Annotated in this window: 19 protein-coding genes; 7 read left to right on the forward strand and 12 right to left on the reverse strand. The window is 74.0% G+C overall.

Annotated elements, in window-relative coordinates; genetic code table 11:
- Positions 1 to 443: 443 nt before the first annotated feature.
- Entirely contained in the window at positions 444 to 1172 is a 729-nt protein-coding gene (locus MODMU_RS01725) for a GAF and ANTAR domain-containing protein (protein WP_014738426.1), read from the reverse strand.
- A 260-nt stretch (positions 1173 to 1432) separates the two neighbouring features.
- Positions 1433 to 2173: a GAF and ANTAR domain-containing protein gene (locus tag MODMU_RS01730; protein ID WP_014738427.1), complete on the reverse strand. Its 741-nt coding sequence runs from the start codon at positions 2171 to 2173 to the stop codon at positions 1433 to 1435.
- 300 nt (positions 2174 to 2473) lie between these two features.
- On the opposite strand from MODMU_RS01730, the gene MODMU_RS01735 reads away from it, so the two are divergent.
- The 3 genes from MODMU_RS01735 to MODMU_RS01745 all read left to right on the forward strand — a co-directional run bounded on the left by MODMU_RS01735 (position 2474) and on the right by MODMU_RS01745 (position 4233).
- Positions 2474 to 3079, forward strand: coding sequence for a dihydrofolate reductase family protein (locus MODMU_RS01735; RefSeq protein WP_014738428.1), 606 nt, complete (start codon positions 2474 to 2476; stop codon positions 3077 to 3079).
- Between the two features lie 95 nt (positions 3080 to 3174).
- Positions 3175 to 3567: an MmcQ/YjbR family DNA-binding protein gene (locus tag MODMU_RS01740; RefSeq protein ID WP_014738429.1), complete on the forward strand. Its 393-nt coding sequence runs from the start codon at positions 3175 to 3177 to the stop codon at positions 3565 to 3567.
- A 66-nt stretch (positions 3568 to 3633) separates the two neighbouring features.
- On the forward strand, positions 3634 to 4233 hold the full coding sequence (locus tag MODMU_RS01745) for a TIGR03086 family metal-binding protein (protein WP_193375756.1): 600 nt from the start codon (positions 3634 to 3636) through the stop codon (positions 4231 to 4233).
- 12 nt (positions 4234 to 4245) lie between these two features.
- Here the strand turns inward: MODMU_RS01745 and MODMU_RS01750 are convergent, their stop codons facing one another.
- The gene (locus MODMU_RS01750) at positions 4246 to 4824 is read right to left on the reverse strand and encodes a TetR/AcrR family transcriptional regulator (RefSeq protein WP_041794853.1); all 579 of its coding nucleotides are present in this window, start codon (positions 4822 to 4824) and stop codon (positions 4246 to 4248) included.
- Between the two features lie 85 nt (positions 4825 to 4909).
- Between MODMU_RS01750 and MODMU_RS01755 the strand changes: the two genes are divergently transcribed.
- A complete protein-coding gene (locus MODMU_RS01755; RefSeq protein ID WP_014738432.1) occupies positions 4910 to 5791 on the forward strand; it encodes an SDR family oxidoreductase in 882 nt (293 codons plus the stop codon).
- A 4-nt stretch (positions 5792 to 5795) separates the two neighbouring features.
- On the opposite strand, the gene MODMU_RS01760 is transcribed toward MODMU_RS01755, so the two are convergent.
- Entirely contained in the window at positions 5796 to 6659 is an 864-nt protein-coding gene (locus MODMU_RS01760; RefSeq protein WP_014738433.1) for an NmrA family NAD(P)-binding protein, read from the reverse strand.
- Positions 6660 to 6745: 86 nt separating this feature from the next.
- On the opposite strand from MODMU_RS01760, the gene MODMU_RS01765 reads away from it, so the two are divergent.
- The gene (locus tag MODMU_RS01765) at positions 6746 to 7483 is read left to right on the forward strand and encodes a TetR/AcrR family transcriptional regulator (protein WP_014738434.1); all 738 of its coding nucleotides are present in this window, start codon (positions 6746 to 6748) and stop codon (positions 7481 to 7483) included.
- Positions 7484 to 7604: 121 nt separating this feature from the next.
- On the forward strand, positions 7605 to 8585 hold the full coding sequence (locus MODMU_RS01770) for a GGDEF domain-containing protein (RefSeq protein WP_014738435.1): 981 nt from the start codon (positions 7605 to 7607) through the stop codon (positions 8583 to 8585).
- 9 nt (positions 8586 to 8594) lie between these two features.
- Here MODMU_RS01770 and MODMU_RS01775 read toward each other — a convergent pair whose 3' ends face one another.
- The 7 genes from MODMU_RS01775 to MODMU_RS01805 all read right to left on the reverse strand — a co-directional run bounded on the left by MODMU_RS01775 (position 8595) and on the right by MODMU_RS01805 (position 14348).
- Positions 8595 to 9710 carry an NAD(P)/FAD-dependent oxidoreductase gene (locus tag MODMU_RS01775; RefSeq protein WP_014738436.1) on the reverse strand — a complete coding sequence of 372 codons (1116 nt, stop codon included), beginning with the start codon at positions 9708 to 9710 and terminating at the stop codon, positions 8595 to 8597.
- Positions 9711 to 9729: 19 nt separating this feature from the next.
- A complete protein-coding gene (locus MODMU_RS01780; protein WP_014738437.1) occupies positions 9730 to 9909 on the reverse strand; it encodes a hypothetical protein in 180 nt (59 codons plus the stop codon).
- A 34-nt stretch (positions 9910 to 9943) separates the two neighbouring features.
- A complete protein-coding gene (locus MODMU_RS01785) occupies positions 9944 to 10513 on the reverse strand; it encodes an LOG family protein (protein WP_014738438.1) in 570 nt (189 codons plus the stop codon).
- Between the two features lie 61 nt (positions 10514 to 10574).
- Entirely contained in the window at positions 10575 to 11030 is a 456-nt protein-coding gene (locus tag MODMU_RS01790) for a MaoC family dehydratase (RefSeq protein ID WP_014738439.1), read from the reverse strand.
- A complete protein-coding gene (locus MODMU_RS01795) occupies positions 11027 to 12571 on the reverse strand; it encodes an acyl-CoA synthetase (protein ID WP_014738440.1) in 1545 nt (514 codons plus the stop codon). Before MODMU_RS01795 ends, MODMU_RS01790 begins: the two co-directional genes overlap by 4 nt.
- Positions 12568 to 13431 carry an amidohydrolase family protein gene (locus tag MODMU_RS01800; RefSeq protein WP_041795758.1) on the reverse strand — a complete coding sequence of 288 codons (864 nt, stop codon included), beginning with the start codon at positions 13429 to 13431 and terminating at the stop codon, positions 12568 to 12570. The genes MODMU_RS01795 and MODMU_RS01800 overlap by 4 nt, the downstream gene beginning before the upstream one ends.
- 8 nt (positions 13432 to 13439) lie before the next feature.
- Positions 13440 to 14348 carry an SDR family NAD(P)-dependent oxidoreductase gene (locus tag MODMU_RS01805; RefSeq protein WP_014738442.1) on the reverse strand — a complete coding sequence of 303 codons (909 nt, stop codon included), beginning with the start codon at positions 14346 to 14348 and terminating at the stop codon, positions 13440 to 13442.
- 78 nt (positions 14349 to 14426) lie between these two features.
- On the opposite strand from MODMU_RS01805, the gene MODMU_RS01810 reads away from it, so the two are divergent.
- On the forward strand, positions 14427 to 14855 hold the full coding sequence (locus MODMU_RS01810; protein WP_014738443.1) for a MarR family winged helix-turn-helix transcriptional regulator: 429 nt from the start codon (positions 14427 to 14429) through the stop codon (positions 14853 to 14855).
- 174 nt (positions 14856 to 15029) lie between these two features.
- Here the strand turns inward: MODMU_RS01810 and MODMU_RS01815 are convergent, their stop codons facing one another.
- Positions 15030 to 15878 carry a PaaX family transcriptional regulator gene (locus tag MODMU_RS01815; RefSeq protein ID WP_014738444.1) on the reverse strand — a complete coding sequence of 283 codons (849 nt, stop codon included), beginning with the start codon at positions 15876 to 15878 and terminating at the stop codon, positions 15030 to 15032.
- Between the last annotated feature and the right edge of the window lie 88 nt (positions 15879 to 15966).

The raw sequence follows: 15966 nt of genomic DNA on the forward strand, positions 1-15966 counted from the left end.
GGGCGGGTCCCGGTCGGCGCGAAGCGTCGGCCGCCGGCTTCGAGTACAGGAACAGCACGGGCCGATCAACTTCCGGACCGTGCCCGATACGTGCCCGTAGGACGTCCACGAGAGGGTCGACAGGGGTGATCAACGGCGAGTCCCAGAAGCGTCCTGACCTGCGGACGCGACGACAAGAGCACGTGAGAAAGGCGCGTCGGAGCGATCATGAAAACCGCTATGGGGCAAGCCCATCGTGGGTTCGAATCCCACGCCCTCCGCTCAACCCAGCGGTTCTCGTGCTCGTTCACCTGGGCTTCGCGCTCCCTGGAGGCAGCTCAGCGCCTGCGTTGCGCCCGCTGCGTGCCCGTACGGTTCGCGCCCGTGCCCGCCGCGAGGCGACCCAGCCCGGGCGGCGACCTCGGCGTGCTGGTGGGTCGTCGCCGCCCGCGACGAGTACTCGATCAGGGCTGGGGTGGCTCGAGCAGGTCGCCGGTGGCGACCAGGTGGGCCGCGACGTCTCCCACCGTGGCCGCGGTCCGCTCTGCGATCTCGATGAGCACGCGAAGGGCGTCGGGGGCTGCCAGGTCGAGTCGCTCGATGAGCATGCCGGTGGCCTGCTCGATCACCGATCGGGTGTCGGAGTCGGCCCGCAGTCGCGCGGCCTCGGCGAGGACGGCCTGGTAGTCGCGCACGTTCCGGAGGGCGACCGCTGCCTGGAAGGCCAGCTCGGCGGCGGTCGTCCTGGCGTGGTCGTCGAAGGCGCCGGGGACCGGCGCGTAGATGTTCAGTGACCCGGTGACGTCGGCCGGGACACCCAGCGGCAGGGACAGGGAGCTGAGGGTCCCGTGCTGGACCGCCTGCTGGGCGAAGTGCGTCCAGCGGGGGTCGGTGCGGGTGTCGACGACCTCGGTCGGCTCGCCGGTGGTGGCGGCGTGCAGGCACGGGCCCTGGCCGGCCGTGTACTGCGCCTGGTCCAGGGTGACGGCGAGCGGGCCGGTGGCGGCCGCGGTGGTCATCCGACGGCCGTCGGGCATGCTCACCGAGGCTTCGATGCCACCGCGCAGTGCCTGTTTGACCAGATGGGCCAACGTGTGGGTCAGCAGCGGGACCGTCGTGTGCCGCAGGGGCAGACCGGCGAGCAGTTCCCGTGCCGTGGAGGCGGTGGGGGCGGGCTGGTCGGCGGGCGACATGGGCTGGCTCCGGTGAGGGGTGCACCGGGGGGTCGGCCTCGGCAGGAACCCCGAGCTGAGGCCCCGCGTACATGCGCTCGTTGTCTCGACGCGGTGTGTCCTGGACGACGGTACGCCGGTCGTGTGGCGGGCGCGTGTGGCCTGTCAGCTCCGGCGTCGGTCAGTCCGAGCTGTTCGAGCTCGCGCTCCGGCGCGGTCCGTCTCAGGAGGTCGACGGGACGGGTGCACCACCGGAGAGGCCGAGGTCGGCCATCGGGTGGTCAGTGCCGGCGCCGGCGGTCCGGTGACGTCGCGATCTCGCCGGTGAGGATGAGGTGGTCGGCGACGTCGCGCAGCTTGACGTTGGCAGCCTGGGAGGCGTGGACGAGGACCTGGAACGCCTGGTCGGCGGTCAGCTTGTGCCGTTCCATCAGGACGCCCTTGGCCTGGTCGATGGTCGCCCGTGACTGCAGGGCCACCTCCAGGTTGGCGACGACGTCACGGGCGCTCTGGTAGGCGTGCATGTTGCCGATGGCAGCGGCCGCGGCGTCGGCGAGCTGCCCGGCCGCCACGCGCGATGCCTCGTCGAAGCCGCCTGCCTCGGCGGCGTAGATGTTCAGGCCCGCCGACAGCCCGTCCGCCGGCAGCGCCACCGACAAGGAGCTGAGGCACTGCAGGTAGACGGCTCGGGGGGTGTAGTCAGGCCAACGGGTCTCGCTGCGAGCGTCGGTGATCTCGACCAGCTCGCCGGTCTCAGCGGCGTGGAGACAAGGCCCGTGACCTCGTTCGTACTGGGTCTCGTCCAGGTCCAAGGCCAGTTGCCCGCTGTACGCAGCGGTCGCGGGTCGGGTGCCGATCAGGACCGAGATCGAGGCGTCCACACGGCCGGGCAGGACGGCGCTCGTCTCATCGACCACGGCCTGCAGGACCGTGTCCATGGACTCCCGGCTGACCTGCAGGTTGTTGATCCGCTGCAGTGCCGAGACGGCGGCTGGGAGAAACGAGACGCCGGGGTCGGGCATCGTGTCGTCTTCCGGAACGGTCCTACCGCGGGGAGGTCCCTGCGGCGTCGACACCCGAGAGGTGCCCGGCGGGGATGCGCCGTTGTGTGACGCACCGAGGCCGTCGAGATGTGATCCCGTGACGAGGTCACAGTAGCTGCGACTGCACGGAGGGGACACCGGGCGGGCTGGCTCCTGCGGCTGGGGAACACCGGGTCCTGCCAGTCTCGGCTCCGTCCCGGCCTGAGCTGGTCGATCTCCGCCTCCACCCGTGCGCGGTGCGGCAGACTCTCGCGCGCCACGACCGCCGGGAGGCCGAAGGTGTCCGACACCACCTGCCACATGTCGATCTCGCTGGACGGCTTCGCCGCCGGTCCGGACCAGAGCCTCGAGAACCCCCTGGGCGTGCGGGGGATCGAGGTGCACGGTTGGCACATCGGCGACCCGCGGGCCACCGACGCCGACCAGGTCGCGAACGGGTGGCTCATGCGCCCCCGCGGCGCGTACGTGATGGGCCGTAACATGTTCGGCCCGGTCCGCGGGGAGTGGGACGTGGAGTGGACCGGCTGGTGGGGTCCCGAGCCGCCGTACCACGCACCCGTGTTCGTGCTGACCCACCACCGGCACGACCCGATCGAGATGGACGGCGGGACGACCTTCCACTTCGTCACCGAGGGCTTCGACGCGGCCTACGCCGCAGCGCGCGAGGCCGCCGGTGACGAGGGTGTGGACATCGCCGGCGGGGCCTCGACCGTCCGGCAGGCACTCCTCGCCGGCGTGGTCGACGAGCTGACCCTCGACATCGCGCCCGTCCTGCTCGGCTCGGGTGAGCGCATCTTCGACGGGGTCGGGCACGTCGACTTCGAGCCCGCCGCGGTGCTGCACTCCCCGCTCGCCACCCACATCCGCTACCGCCGCGCCCGCTGACCCGCCGCCGCAGGCGGCGCTGCGCCGATGACTCCTGCCCGCCGGCGCGGTCCCTCCTGCTTGAGGCTTGCAGCAGGAGGAGGGTGGGTGCCGGCATGGCCGTGATCGAGGACGTCCGACCGCTCGGCGCCGAGCTGGAGCGCTCGTACGAGGTGTACGTGCGCGGCAGGCTGACGTTCCGCGTCGGCCGGATCGTGTACGTGGCGTTCTCCGCCGACGAGCGACTGATGGGCTTCGCGTTCCCGAAGGAGGAGCGAGCGGCGCTGGTCCGGGGCGAGCCGCAGGCGTTCCGGCTGCCGCCGCCGTCGGACCTGGGCTTCTCCTGGGTCCTCGCCGACCTCGCCGCGCTCGACCCGGTCGAGGCCCGCGCGCTCGTCGTCGACGCCTGGCGCTTCGTCGTCCCCCGAAGGGGTCGGGTGCCTACGACCTGCTCCACCCCGGAGGCCGGGGCTGATGACGGATCCCTTCGTCTTCAACCCGGGGGTTGACAACGGCACTCGCCCGCGTAGCGTCGTGATCACCCATCCGGTTGAAGAAGAATCGTTCGGAGAGGCATGGCGATGACAACAGCGCTGCAGACCCCGTCCCAGCGGCACGCCCACGACGCCGCCCGGTTCACCGAGCTGGTCGAGTCCGCCTCGGCCGGCGACTGGGCGCGACCCAGCCCGGTCGCGGGGTGGACGGCGCTCGACGTCGTGGCACACCTGGTCGAGTGGCCCCGCGGCTTCCTCACCGGCGCCGGGATCGAGCTCCCGCCCCTGGACGTCGAGGCCGACCCCGCCGCCGCGTGGCGGCAGCACGTCGCCGACATCCAAGCCGTCCTCGACGACCCCGCCGGGCGGGTGCTGAGCAACCCGCACACCGGCGACCGGCCGGTGGACGAGGCGATCGACCAGTTCTACAGCGGCGATGTCTGGCTGCACTCCTGGGACCTGGCCAGGGCGCTCGGTCGCGAGGTCGACATGGGTCAGGAGCGGTGCGCTGCCGCGCTGGCGGCCATGCAGCCGATCGAGCAGCTGCTGCGCGACAGCGGGCAGTACGGTCCCGCCGTGCCCGTCGACGACGACGCCTCCCCGCAGGACAGGTTGATGGCCTTCATCGGCCGGGACCCGGCCTGGGGGTGCGGCGACGGGATGGCGCGAGCGGCCGGCTGAGCCCCGCGGCGGTCAGTCGAGGGACGCGCTGGCCGCCCGTAGCTCTGCGAGCGCCGTCGCGGTGTGCTCGGCCAGCCCCTCGGCGCCGTCGCGCGCACCCTCGGACCAGGCGGCGTAGCCCCGCTTGAACGCCAGCACGCCCAGCTCGGCGGCCAGGTGTGCGGTCGTCTCGGGCACGCCCCGGTCGAGCAGGGCGGAGGTCATGGCGGCGGCCATGCCGACGCTCTTGAGCGCGTCGCGCTCCTGGAGTTCGGTGCTGGCGGCGACGGCCGCCTTCAGCCGCGGGCCGAGGTCCCGGTTCACCGGGCCCATGGCGCCCGACGCGCGGTCGAGCCCGGCGGCGACCGCCTGCAGCGGGCTCGCCCCGGGCGGCGCCTCGGTGATCCCGTCGGCCAGCAGCCGGCTCAGCGTCTCCTGCCCGGCGACCAGCACGTCGCGCTTGTCGCCGAAGTGCCGGAAGAACGTGCTCCGGGTGACCCCGGCGCGCTCGGCGATCTGCGCGACCGTCGTGTCGTCGTAGCCCTGCTCGGTGAACAGGTCGACGGCGGCCACCACGAGGCGTTCACGCGCTCCCGGTTCCCATCGGCCCACCGTGCCATCCTAGGTGATGCGACACGTGTCGCGTCACGTGTGTACGGTGATGGGACACCTGTCGCATCACTCCTGGGGAGTCCTCATGCACGTCTTCGTCACCGGCGGCACCGGCACCATCGGGTCACCCGTCGTCACCGAACTGCTCGGCAACGGGCACACCGTCCTCGCGCTGGCCCGCTCCGACTCCTCCGCCCAGGCGCTCGAGGCCGTCGGCGCCACGGTGCTGCGGGGCGGGCTGGCTGACCTCGACGTCCTGCGGTCGGGCGCCGCCCAGTCCGACGGCGTGATCAGCCTGGCCTTCGGGCGGGACTACGGCACCGCCGAGTCGCTCGCCGCGGGCATCGCCGAGGAGGGCGCCGCCATGGCGGCGCTGGGGGAGGAACTGGTCGACAGCGACCGGCCGATCGTCGCGGTCTCGGGCACCCCGTGGGTGCCCGGCCACACCGCCACCGAGGACGACCCGCTGCCGACCGAGGGTCCGGTCGGCGGGCGGGCCGCCTCGGTGACGGCGTTGCTGGCGCTCGCCTCGCGCGGGGTGCGGAGCGCGGCCGTCCGGATGCCGCGCACCGTCCACGACCAGGGCGCGGGCGGGTTCGCCGGGTTGCTCACCGCCCAGGCGCGCCGGACCGGGGTGTCCGGCTACCCGGGCGACGGCGCCCAGCGCTGGCCGGCCGTGCACGCGCGCGATGCGGCCGTTCTGTTCCGGCTGGCCCTCGAGTCGGCGCCGGCGGGGACGGCGTGGCACGCCGTCGCCGACGAGGGCGACACGGTGCGGGACATCGCCGCCGTGATCGGCCGGCGGCTGGGCCTGCCGGTCCGGGAGCTGCCGGTGGCCGAGTTCGGCCCGTTCGGGCCGATCTTCGCGATGGACCAGCCGGCGTCCAGTGCGCGGACCCGGGAGGTGCTCGGCTGGACCCCGACGCACCCGAGCCTGCTGGCGGACCTGGAGAACGTCCGGCCCTGACCGGTCAGGCCGCCCGGGCGGTCGACGTGGCGAGCAGGTCGCGCACGGAGCGGGGCTCGCGGCCGAGCAGCTCGCCGAGCAGGGGGTCGACGCCGGCGAAGAACCCCTGCTCGGCGGCCTGGTACATGCCGAGCAGGAAGCGGGCGACGAACTCCGGCTGCCCGCCGGCGACCTGGGCGGCGAGCCACTCGTCCTCGCCGACCACCACCCGCTCGACGGTCCGACCGGTCAGCTCGGACGCCGTCGCCGCGACCTCCTCGAACGTCGGTGCGGCGCTCGCGGTGAGCGTCAGCGGGCCGTCGTGGGCACCGTTCGAGGCCAGGACGAAGGCGGCGGCCTCCGCGGTGTCCTCCCGGGCCGTCCACGACACCGGCCCGTCGGTCGGGACGCTGATCACCCCGGTCTCCTGCCACGGCCCGGCCAGGAAGGTGAGGCTGTGGGCGTAGAAGCCGTTGCGCAGCGACGTCCACGGGACGCCCGACGCCTCGAGCAGCTGCTCGGTCGCGGCGTGGTCGCGGCCCGCGGAGAACGGGGTGCCGGGGGCCGCGCCCTGGTGGCTGGTGTAGAGGATGCGCCCGACGCCGGCGGTGGCGGCGGCCTCGACCGCCGCGCGGTGCAGTGCCACCGCGTCCGCGGCCGGGTCGCTCGAGGACACCAGCAGCAGCTGGTCGGCGCCGGCGAACGCGCCGGGCAGCGAGGTCAGGTCGGCGTAGTCGCCGTGCCGGACCTCCACCCCGAGCTCGGCGAACCGCTGGGCCCGCGTCACGTCGCGCACGGCGACGGCCAGCTCGCTCGCCGGCAGCCGCTGGAGCAGGTGGTCGACGGTGGCGCCGTTCAGCGCGCCGGTGGCTCCGGTGATGACGATCATGGCTGGCTCACTCCTGTATCGGTGGAAACAGATGCAGGTTAACTACGAAAACACTGCGATAGCAAGATTCCGTTATCGTTGGAACCATGGCCGATGCACCCAGCCGACGGGACGACACCCGAGCCCGGATCGTCGACGTCGCGGCGCGGCTCCTCCGGGAGCAGGGCCCGGCCGGGGTGACCACGCGCGGGGTCGCCGAGGCCGCCGGCGTGCAGGCGCCGGCGATCTACCGCCTCTTCGGCGACAAGGACGGCCTGCTCGACGCCGTCGCCGAGCACGTGATGGCCACCCAGGTCTCCAGCAAGGCGGCGGTGGTGCAGGCGGCGTCGGCCGACGGCGTCGACCCGCTCGACGACCTGCGCGTCGGATGGGACGCGCAGATCGAGTTCGGCGTCGCGAACCCCGGCCTGTTCCGCCTGCTCAGCGACCCGGACCGGGTGGTCGGCTCCCCGGCGGCGCAGGCCGGGCGGCAGGTGCTGGCGGCCCGGGTGCACCGGGTGGCGGCGACCGGGCGGCTCAAGGTCAGCGAGCAGCGGGCCGTCGACGTCGTCCAGGCGGCCGGGATCGGCACGATCCTCACCCTGCTGTCGACCCCGGTTGAGCAGCGCGACGCCGGACTCGCCGCCAGCATGTACGAGGCCGTGCTCGGGCAGCTGCTCACCGACGCACCTCCGCCGGCGGAGGACGGGCCGATGGCCATCGCGGTCGCCTTCCGCGCGGTGGCGCCGGGCTTCGACGTCCTGAGCGAGGGGGAGCAGCGGCTGCTGGCCGAGTGGCTCGACCGGGTGGTCGGCGCCACGGCCAGGACCCCGTCTCACCCCTAAGGGTCTCCCGCAGAACGGTGTGCCCCAGCAAGTGGGCACGACTGCCGATCCACAGGGCATGCGAATCCCGCGGACCATGGGGGCACGAGACCCCCGCTCAGCAGCCAGGACGGCGGTCCTGGTGCTGCTGGTCTGCGCCGTCACGCTGCTGGTCTTCTCCCTGTTCGGGCCCAACGCCGTCTCGCCGACCGGGATCACCGCCTCCTGGGTCAGCTCGGGCCTGCTCGTGGTCCTCGCCGTCGCCTTCCAGCTCACGCCGGCGGAGCGGATCGACAGCCGGGGCGGCTACGTGCTCATCGCCCTCATCGGCGTGACCCTCTGCTGCGGGATGAACTGGATCACCAGCGACCCCTCCGCCGGTGCGCAGGCCTTCCTCGCCTTCCCGGTGCTGTGGGCCGGGGTGCACCTGCGCCGGGGCGCCGTCACGCTCGTCACCGTCCTGGCGGTCGGCGGCGACGGCATCGTGCTGTTCCACCTCGAGCCGGTCGCCAACGCCCTCACCGACCTCAGCTTCTTCGGCGCCGTGCTCGCCGTCATGGCGGTCATGCTGGTCCGCGCGGGCGAGACCCAGGACCGCCTGGTCGCGATGCTCAAGCAGCAGGCCGGCGTCGACTCGCTCACCGGGCTGGTGAACCGCCGGGTGCTCGACGAGGCGCTGTCGACGGCGCTCAGCACCCGGCCCGCCGGCCACGGGACGGCGCTGGTGATCGTCGACGTCGACTCGTTCAAGTCCATCAACGACCAGCACGGCCACCCGGTCGGGGACGACGCCCTGGCGCACATCGCCGGGGTGCTCCGCTCGGTGGTGCGCGCCGGCGACGGGGTGCTCAGCCGGATGGGCGGTGACGAGCTGGCCGTGCTGCTGCCCGATTGCCCCGCCGACGTCGCGGTCCGCCGGGCGACGGAGGTGCTGGACGCCGTCCGGGCCACCCCGCTGGTGCTCCCCGACGGCGAGCTGCTGGCCATCTCGGTCAGCCTCGGCGTCGCCCACGCCCCCTCGCACGCCCTCGCCCTGGAGGAGCTCTACGCCGCGGCCGACGCGGCGCTGTACGCCGCCAAGCGCGGCGGGCGCGGCCGGGTCGCGGTGGCCGGCGCGCACTGACGCGCCGGGTCAGACCAGCCGGCGGAGGGTGGCGGCCAGCGTCCGCGCGGTCAGCCGGCCGTCGGCCAGGCCCAGGGCGACGACGTCGTCGAACACCCGCTGCTCCGCCACGGCCGCCCGCACGGCGGCGTCCATGAGCACCGGCCACCGGCTCAGCTGCGACGCGGCGCCCGAGGACCGCAGGTGCGCGCCCAGCCGCCGGTCCAGCGCGCGCCGCAGCACCTGCCCGGCCCGCGCTCCGGCGGCCGACGCCGCGCCGGCGAGCGCGCCGGACAGCACCGCGTAGAAGATCCCCTCGCCGGTCAGCGGGTTGATCAGCGACTGCGCGTCGCCGGCCAGCAGCACCCGCCCGCCCGGCTGCCGCGGCCGGCCGGTCGACAGCGGCAGCCGGTGCGCGCGCAGCCCGGTCGGCTGCACCCCCGGCAGCATCCGGTGCAGCCCGGCGACGAGCTCGGCCCGGGTCACCCCGCCCGAGACGAGCTCCCCGTAGCCCACGTTCGCCCGCCCGTCGCCCAGCGGGAACGACCAGGCGTACGCCGGCCAGCGCTGCTGCGTCGTCGTCACCACCTGGACGCCGTCCGTGCCGGGCAGCACGGGGGCGTAGCCCCGGATCGCCACGGCCAGCTGGTCCGGCCGGTTCGGGGGCACGCCCAGCGCGCGCCGGACGACGGACTCCGCGCCGTCGGCACCGACCAGCACCGGCGCCCGGAACCGCCCGTCGACCTCGACGTGCGTCGGCGAGACGGCGACCGACCGCACCGTGTGCTGCCGGAACCGGGCGCCGCCGGCCAGCACCTGGTCGAGCAGCCGGCCGTCCAGCACCGCTCGCGGGACCACGACCGAGGGGCGCGCCGTCTCCCGCTCCACCGTCGTCCCGCGCGGGCCCTGCAGCCGGAGCCGCGGGACGGCGGGGAAGCCGTCGGTCAGCGCGGCGACGTCGATGCCGAGGACTGCCAGCACGTCCAGCGCCTCGGGGGCGATCCCGTCGCCGCAGACCTTGTCCCGCGGGAAGGCGGCGCGGTCGAGCACCAGCACGTCGGCGTCCGGACGGGCCCGGCGGACGGCCGCGGCGCACGCCGCCCCGGCCGGGCCGCCACCGACCACGAGGACGTCCGCGTGCTCCATGCCGCGGACGCTATGCGGCTCAGGTGTTCCCGGCGGGATCCGGGGTGCCGGCCGGGCCGCAGTTGCCGCCCCCCGATGAGAGGTTGCTGCCCTGGCACTGGTCCTCGCCCCGGTCGAGGTCGAGGTTGTCGCCTCCGCAGCCGGTGAGCACGGCCGTGCCGGCGATGGCGAGGACGGCGAGGATCCGCTTCAGTCGCATGCCGGATGGGGTTCCCCGACCGGGGCGCCGCGAATCAGGCGGCGGGCGGGGTCCACTTGCGGGCCGGGTGCTCGTAGCCGTCGACGAAGGCGAGCAGCTCCGCCGCGTCGTGCACGACGCCGAGCGCCTCGAGCCGGTGGGAGGCCAGGTAGCCGTCGTCGACCATCCGGGTCAGCTGGGTCAGCTGCGGCTGCCAGAACCCGTCGACGTCGAGGAACGCCGTCGGCTTGGCGTGCAGGCCGAGCATCCCCCAGGTCCACGCCTCGAACAGCTCCTCGAGCGTGCCCGCGGCGCCGGGGAGCGCGACGAACGCGTCGGCGAGCTCGGCCATCCGCGCCTTGCGCTCGTGCATCGTCTGCACGACCTCGATGTGCTGCAGCCCGGGGTGGGCCAGCTCGTCGTCCACCAGGTGCTGCGGGATCACCCCGACGACCTCGCCGCCGGCGGCCAGCGCCGCGTCGGCGACCACGCCCATCAGGCCGACGTGCCCGCCGCCGTAGACGATGCCGATCCCCGCGCGGGCCAGCTCGGTGGCGAAGGTCGCGGCGGCCTGCTGGTGGGACGGCGGCCCGGCCTGGGACCCGGTGAAGACGGCGATGCGCACGCCGCCGACGGTAGTGGAGTGCCAGCGCATCGTCTTCCGCGCGCTGGCACTCCACTCGGCGTCAGGCGTAGGCGCGGGTGACCCACTCGGCGATGCAGACCGGCTTGTCGCCGCCCTCGCGCTCGACGGTGACGGCGAGGGTGTTCTGCAGCCCGCCGGCGACCTCCTCGACGTCCTTGAGCGTCACGCGCGCCCGGACCTTGGAGCCGACCGGCACCGGCGCGGGGAACCGGACCTTGTTCAGGCCGTAGTTCACGCCCATCTTCGCGTCGGTGATCGTGTAGGTCTGCGAGACCAGCGGCACGATCAGCGACAGGGTCATGAAGCCGTGCGCGATGGGGCCGCCGAAGGGGCTCTCCGCCTTCGCCCGCTCGACGTCGACGTGGATCCACTGGTGGTCGCCGGTGGCGTCGGCGAACAGGTTCACCGCGTCCTGGGTGATCTCGTACCAGTCGCTGGTGCCGAGCTCCTGGCCCTTCAGCGAGGGCAGTTCGGCGATCGTGGTGGTGGTGGTCATGCGTCCTCCTCGGTGAGCACGTACGTGTGCCGTAGGTCGGGCTTGCGGATCTTGCCGGTCGCGGTCTTGGGCAGCTCGGTCACGTACCGGACCTCCTTGGGCACCTTGAACCCCGCCAGGCGTTCCCGCAGCCTGGCGCGCAGCGCGTCACCGTCCTGCGCGGCGCCGGGCGCCGGGACGACGACGGCCATGCCCACCTCGCCCCAGTGCGGGTCGGGCACGCCGATGACCGCGACCTCCTGCACCTCGGGCAGCTCGAGCATCACGGACTCGACCTCGGCCGGGTACACGTTCTCGCCGCCGGAGATGATCATGTCCTTGTAGCGGTCGCGGATGTAGAGGTAGCCGTCCTCGTCGACCGAGCCGGCGTCCCCGGAGTGGTACCAGCCGTCGACGATCGCGGCCGCGGTCGCCTCGGGGGCGTTCCAGTAGCCGGCCATGATGTTCGGCCCGGACAGCACGATCTCCCCGACCTCCCCGGGCGGGCACGGGGTGCCGTCGGGCCGGACCACCCGGACGTCGGTGAAGAACTGCGGCTTGCCGGCCGACCCGACGTGGCTGACGGCGTCCGCGCTGTCCAGCGCGGTGCCGGCCGGTGCCGACTCGGTCATGCCGTAGGCCTGCTGCACCGTGACCCCGCGGTCGAGCCAGGTGCGCAGCAGCGGCAGGGGGAGCGGTGCGCCGGCCGCACCGATGGTGCGCAGCGCCGAGAGGTCCAGGGTCTGGAACCCGGGCTGGCGGCTCAGCGCGTCGAGCATCGTGGGGACGGCGAAGAACGACGTCACCCGCTGCTCGGAGATGACCTGCAGCGTCGCCGGTGGGTCGAACCCGCGGACCAGCACCCCGCAGCCGCCGCGCATCAGGGTCGGGTTGAGCGTGCCGTTCAGCCCGCCGATGTGGAACAGCGGTGCCAGCGCGAGCGTCCGCTCGTCCGGGGCGAAGTCGAAGCCCAGCACCTGGCTCATGCACGACCAGGTCATGTTGCCGTGGGTCAGCACCGCGCCCTTGGGCCGGCCGGTGGTCCCGGAGGTGTACATGATCAGGCAGATGTCGTCGAGGGTGACCGGCTCGTCGCGCTGCACCGGCTCGGCGTCGGCGAGCAGCTGCTGCCAGTCCAGCGAGCCGGCGCCGCCGGCCAGCGGCGGCTCGGCCGCGATCCACGCCCGGACGGCGGGCAGCTCGGTGCGCAGGGTGTCCGCCGTCGTCCCGTGCTCCCGGCCGTGCAGCACCAGCGAGGCGCCGGAGTGCTCCAGCACGTACTGCGCCTCCGGCGCGGTCAGCCGGGCGTTGACCGGCACCCAGATCGCGCCGAGCTGGCCGCAGGCGTAGAGCGTCTCCAGGCCGGCGGGGTGGTTGGCGCCGAACCAGGCGACCCGGTCACCGCGCTGCACCCCGAGCCCGGCGAGCGCGGACGCCGCCCGGCGGACCCGCAGCGCGAACTCGCCGTGGGTCGTCGTCGTCCCCTCGAACCACAGCGCCGGTTTGTGCGGCGAGCTCCGCAGGTGCCGCTCGGGCCAGGAGCCCAGCCCGGCGTTCCTCACCGCAGTCCCAGGGCCACGATCGCGTTCTCCTTCATGATCAGCGGCTTGACCTCGGGCTTGATGTCCAGCTGCTCGAAGTCGGCCATCCAGCGCTCGGGGCGCAGCAGCGGGTAGTCCGAGCCGAACAGCACCTTGCGCTTGAGCAGCCCGTTCGCGGCCTTGACCAGCTGCGGCGGGAAGTACTTCGGCGACCAGCCGGACAGGTCGATGTAGGCGTTGGCCTTGTGGGTGGCCACCGAGATCGCCGCGTCCTGCCAGGGCACCGAGGGGTGCGCCATGATGATCGTCAGGCCCGGGAAGTCGGCGGCGACGTCGTCGAGCAGCATCGGGTCGGAGTACCGCAGCTTGATCCCGCGGCCGCCGGGCAGCCCCGCGCCGATGCCGGTCTGGCCGGTGTGGAACAGCGCCGGGACGCCGAGGGCCTGCAGCTCCTCGTACAGCGGGTAGACCGCCCGGTCGTTGGGCTCGAAGGCCTGGATGCTCGGGTGGAACTTGAACCCGCGGACCCCGTGCTGCTCGACGAGCCTGCGGGCCAGCGCGATGCCCTTGCTGCCCCGCGCCGGGTCGACCGAGCCGAAGGGGATGAGCACGTCGGGGTGCTCGGCGGCGAGGTCGGCGATCTCCTCGTTGGACAGCGCCGGGTGCCCGGTGGCGTGCTCGATGTCGACGGTGAAGACGACGGCGGCCATGTTCTTGGCCCGGTAGTCGGCGGCGATGTCCGGCACGGTCGGGTTGTACGGGTCGCCCTTGAAGTACTTGGCGGCCGCGTCGTTGAGCTCGTCGTCGAGCGCCAGGTGGCCGTGGGTGTCGGCGTGCACGTGCGTGTGCACGTCGATCGCGACCAGGGCGTCGAGGTCCAGCTGGAGCGTCACTTCGGCGGCTCCGGCAGCTGCTGGCCCACGGTCTGCAGCGAGCCCTCGAACGACTTCGGCCAGACCTCGGCGATGGCGTCGGCGGACCAGCCGGTGCCGTCGGCGAACTCGACCACCACCTCGGACGGGTGCGACCAGAGCGCGAGCCGGTCACCGCCGATGCCGACCGCCTGCCCGGTGATCCCGGCGGCGGCGTCGGAGGCCAGGAAGGCGACCAGCCCGGCGGCGTCCTCCGGCGTGCCGAAGCCCATCTCCTGGCGGGCGAAGGCCGGCAGCGGCTCGCCCTTCTTCAGCAGCTCGATGTAGGGCTGCACGAAGGGGACGGTCTCGGTCATCGCGGTGGCGGCCACCGGGACGACCGCGTTGACGGTGATCTGCGCGCGGGCCAGCTCCATCGCCCAGGTGCGGACCATGCCGACGATCCCGGCCTTGGCGGCGGCGTAGTTGGTCTGGCCGAAGTTGCCGACCTGGCCGGTGGGGGACCCGACGCAGATGATCCGCCCGCCCTCGCCCTGCTCCCGCATCCGGATGGCCGCCGCCCGGGTGCAGGTGAACGTCCCGCGCAGGTGGGTGGTGATGACCGCGTCGAACTGCTCGTCGGTCATCTTCCACAGCGTGGTGTCGCGCAGGATGCCGGCGTTGTTGACCAGGACGTCGAGCCGGCCGAACTCGCCCACCGCCCGGTCGACCAGCGCCTGCGCGGCCTCGCTGGTGCCGACGGGGACGACCTCGGCCACGGCGTTGCCGCCGGCCTGGGTGATCGAGGCGACCGCTGCGTCGGCGACCGCCGCCTCGACGTCGTTGACCACGACCGCGGCGCCGCGGCGGGCCAGCTCGGTGGCGTAGGCGAGGCCGAGGCCCCGCCCGGATCCGGTGACGACGGCGACCTTGCCGGTCAGGTCCACGGGTGCTCCTCATCGGGACGGGGGTGGTGCGGGCAACGTAGGTGCGTATCGTGGAGGTTGTCAACGATGGAGGTGTGCATGGGTCAGCCCCTGGCCGACGACCTGGGATTCCTGCTCTCCCGCGCCAGCGGGCAGGTCGTGCGGGCGACGAACGCCGCCCTGGCCGAGCACGGGCTGCGGGTGCGGACCTACTCGGTGCTGGTGCTGGCCTGCGAGGCCGCCGACGGGCTCAGCCAGCGCGAGCTGGCCACCGTGCTCGGCCTGGACCCCTCCCAGGTGGTGCTGCTGGTCGACGAACTGGCCGCCGCCGGGCTGGTGGAGCGGCAGGCGGCCGAGGCCGACCGGCGCACCCGGCTCGTGGTGCCCACGGCCGAGGGCCGGCGGGCCCGCGACGCCGCCGGCCAGGCGGCCGACGCCGCCGTCGAGACCCCCCTCGGCCTGCTCGGGGACGCCGAGCGCGACCGGCTGCGGGACATGCTCACCCGCATCTGGACCGCCACCGGCTGAGGAAGGACCCGAGCTGCGCCGTCGCCGTCCGCCAAAGGCGCGCCTTCGGCGGCGCCGTCGTCCGGGCTCCTCCGGCGACTGAGCAGTTGTGGTCGCCGGCCGCGGCGTGTCCGCGCGTGTCGACGACCAGAACTGCCCACTCGGCGGCGGGACCCCCTCGGGCCGAGGGAGGGGTCAGTGGCCGTGGGTGCGGAGGCTGCGTTCCAGGGCGGCGCGGGCGGCGGGGGCGAGGCCGTCGAAGACCCGCCGGTAGACGGTGCTGCTGACCGCGGCGGGCCAGGCCGGGCCCAGCTGGGAGGCGGGCAGCCCGGGGTCGGTGCGCAGCAGGGAGAGCCAGTCGGCGCCGAGCAGGGTGAGCTGGGCCAGCGACCCGGCGACCCGGGGCGGGCGGCTCCAGGTGTCGATGAACCAGGTGTGCGCGGCGCGGACGGCCGGCACGTCCCAGGCCCGGTGCACCAGCCGGTGCACGTCGGTCCCCGGCAGCGGCCGGGCGGCGAAGGCGTCGGCCAGGCCGGCGACGTCGGCCAGGTCGGACCGGCCCAGGACGGCGACGACGTCGACCGTCCCGGGGGCGATCCACAGCCCGTCCCGCAGGCCGCCGAACCCGGCCCAGGTCAGCCGCGAGCGGACCCGGTGCCGCAGGTCGCGGCGGCTCTCGGGCACCGAGTAGCTGAGCAGTGTCCACTCGCCCTCGGGGTGCTCGAACGGCGCCGGCGAGGTCACCCGCTCGGTGGCCCGGCGCAGCACGTCCTCGGCGAGCGGGGTGAGGGCGTACTCCGCCGTCCGGCCGACCTGCCCCCGGGTGAGCAACCCGCGCTGGGTCATCCGCTTCAGGGTGGCGCGTGCCGCCGCCTCGGTGACCCCGAGGTCGGCCAGCAGGTCGAGCAGGGTGACCGAGGGCAGCGGCGGCAGGTCGGCGTCCACCACGAGCGCGCCGAAGAAGCTGAGCAGCAGCGACTGGGGCCGGTGCGCGCCGTGCGACGCCGACGGTTCCCCGACCTCCTCGGCCGGCAGTGCGCTCATCGAGCCTCCCCGTTCTGGCCGCTGATCCCAGCACAGCGGGCCGGATGCGAGGTCAAAGCTAGACAGTCTCTTGACGCGCGTCGAGACT

Origin of the sequence: Modestobacter italicus, from assembly GCF_000306785.1 — a bacterium.
Classification (GTDB): domain Bacteria; phylum Actinomycetota; class Actinomycetes; order Mycobacteriales; family Geodermatophilaceae; genus Modestobacter; species Modestobacter italicus.

Coding starts and splice junctions, on each gene's coding strand:
- MODMU_RS01765 (WP_014738434.1), top strand. CDS start 6,746: ATGGCCGATGCACCCAGCCGACGGGACGACACCCGAGCCCGGATCGTC.
- MODMU_RS01780 (WP_014738437.1), bottom strand. CDS start 9,909: ATGCGACTGAAGCGGATCCTCGCCGTCCTCGCCATCGCCGGCACGGCC.
- MODMU_RS01725 (WP_014738426.1), bottom strand. CDS start 1,172: ATGTCGCCCGCCGACCAGCCCGCCCCCACCGCCTCCACGGCACGGGAA.
- MODMU_RS01815 (WP_014738444.1), bottom strand. CDS start 15,878: ATGAGCGCACTGCCGGCCGAGGAGGTCGGGGAACCGTCGGCGTCGCAC.
- MODMU_RS01810 (WP_014738443.1), top strand. CDS start 14,427: ATGGGTCAGCCCCTGGCCGACGACCTGGGATTCCTGCTCTCCCGCGCC.
- MODMU_RS01790 (WP_014738439.1), bottom strand. CDS start 11,030: ATGACCACCACCACCACGATCGCCGAACTGCCCTCGCTGAAGGGCCAG.
- MODMU_RS01775 (WP_014738436.1), bottom strand. CDS start 9,710: ATGGAGCACGCGGACGTCCTCGTGGTCGGTGGCGGCCCGGCCGGGGCG.
- MODMU_RS01730 (WP_014738427.1), bottom strand. CDS start 2,173: ATGCCCGACCCCGGCGTCTCGTTTCTCCCAGCCGCCGTCTCGGCACTG.
- MODMU_RS01745 (WP_193375756.1), top strand. CDS start 3,634: ATGGCGATGACAACAGCGCTGCAGACCCCGTCCCAGCGGCACGCCCAC.
- MODMU_RS01755 (WP_014738432.1), top strand. CDS start 4,910: ATGCACGTCTTCGTCACCGGCGGCACCGGCACCATCGGGTCACCCGTC.
- MODMU_RS01740 (WP_014738429.1), top strand. CDS start 3,175: ATGGCCGTGATCGAGGACGTCCGACCGCTCGGCGCCGAGCTGGAGCGC.
- MODMU_RS01760 (WP_014738433.1), bottom strand. CDS start 6,659: ATGATCGTCATCACCGGAGCCACCGGCGCGCTGAACGGCGCCACCGTC.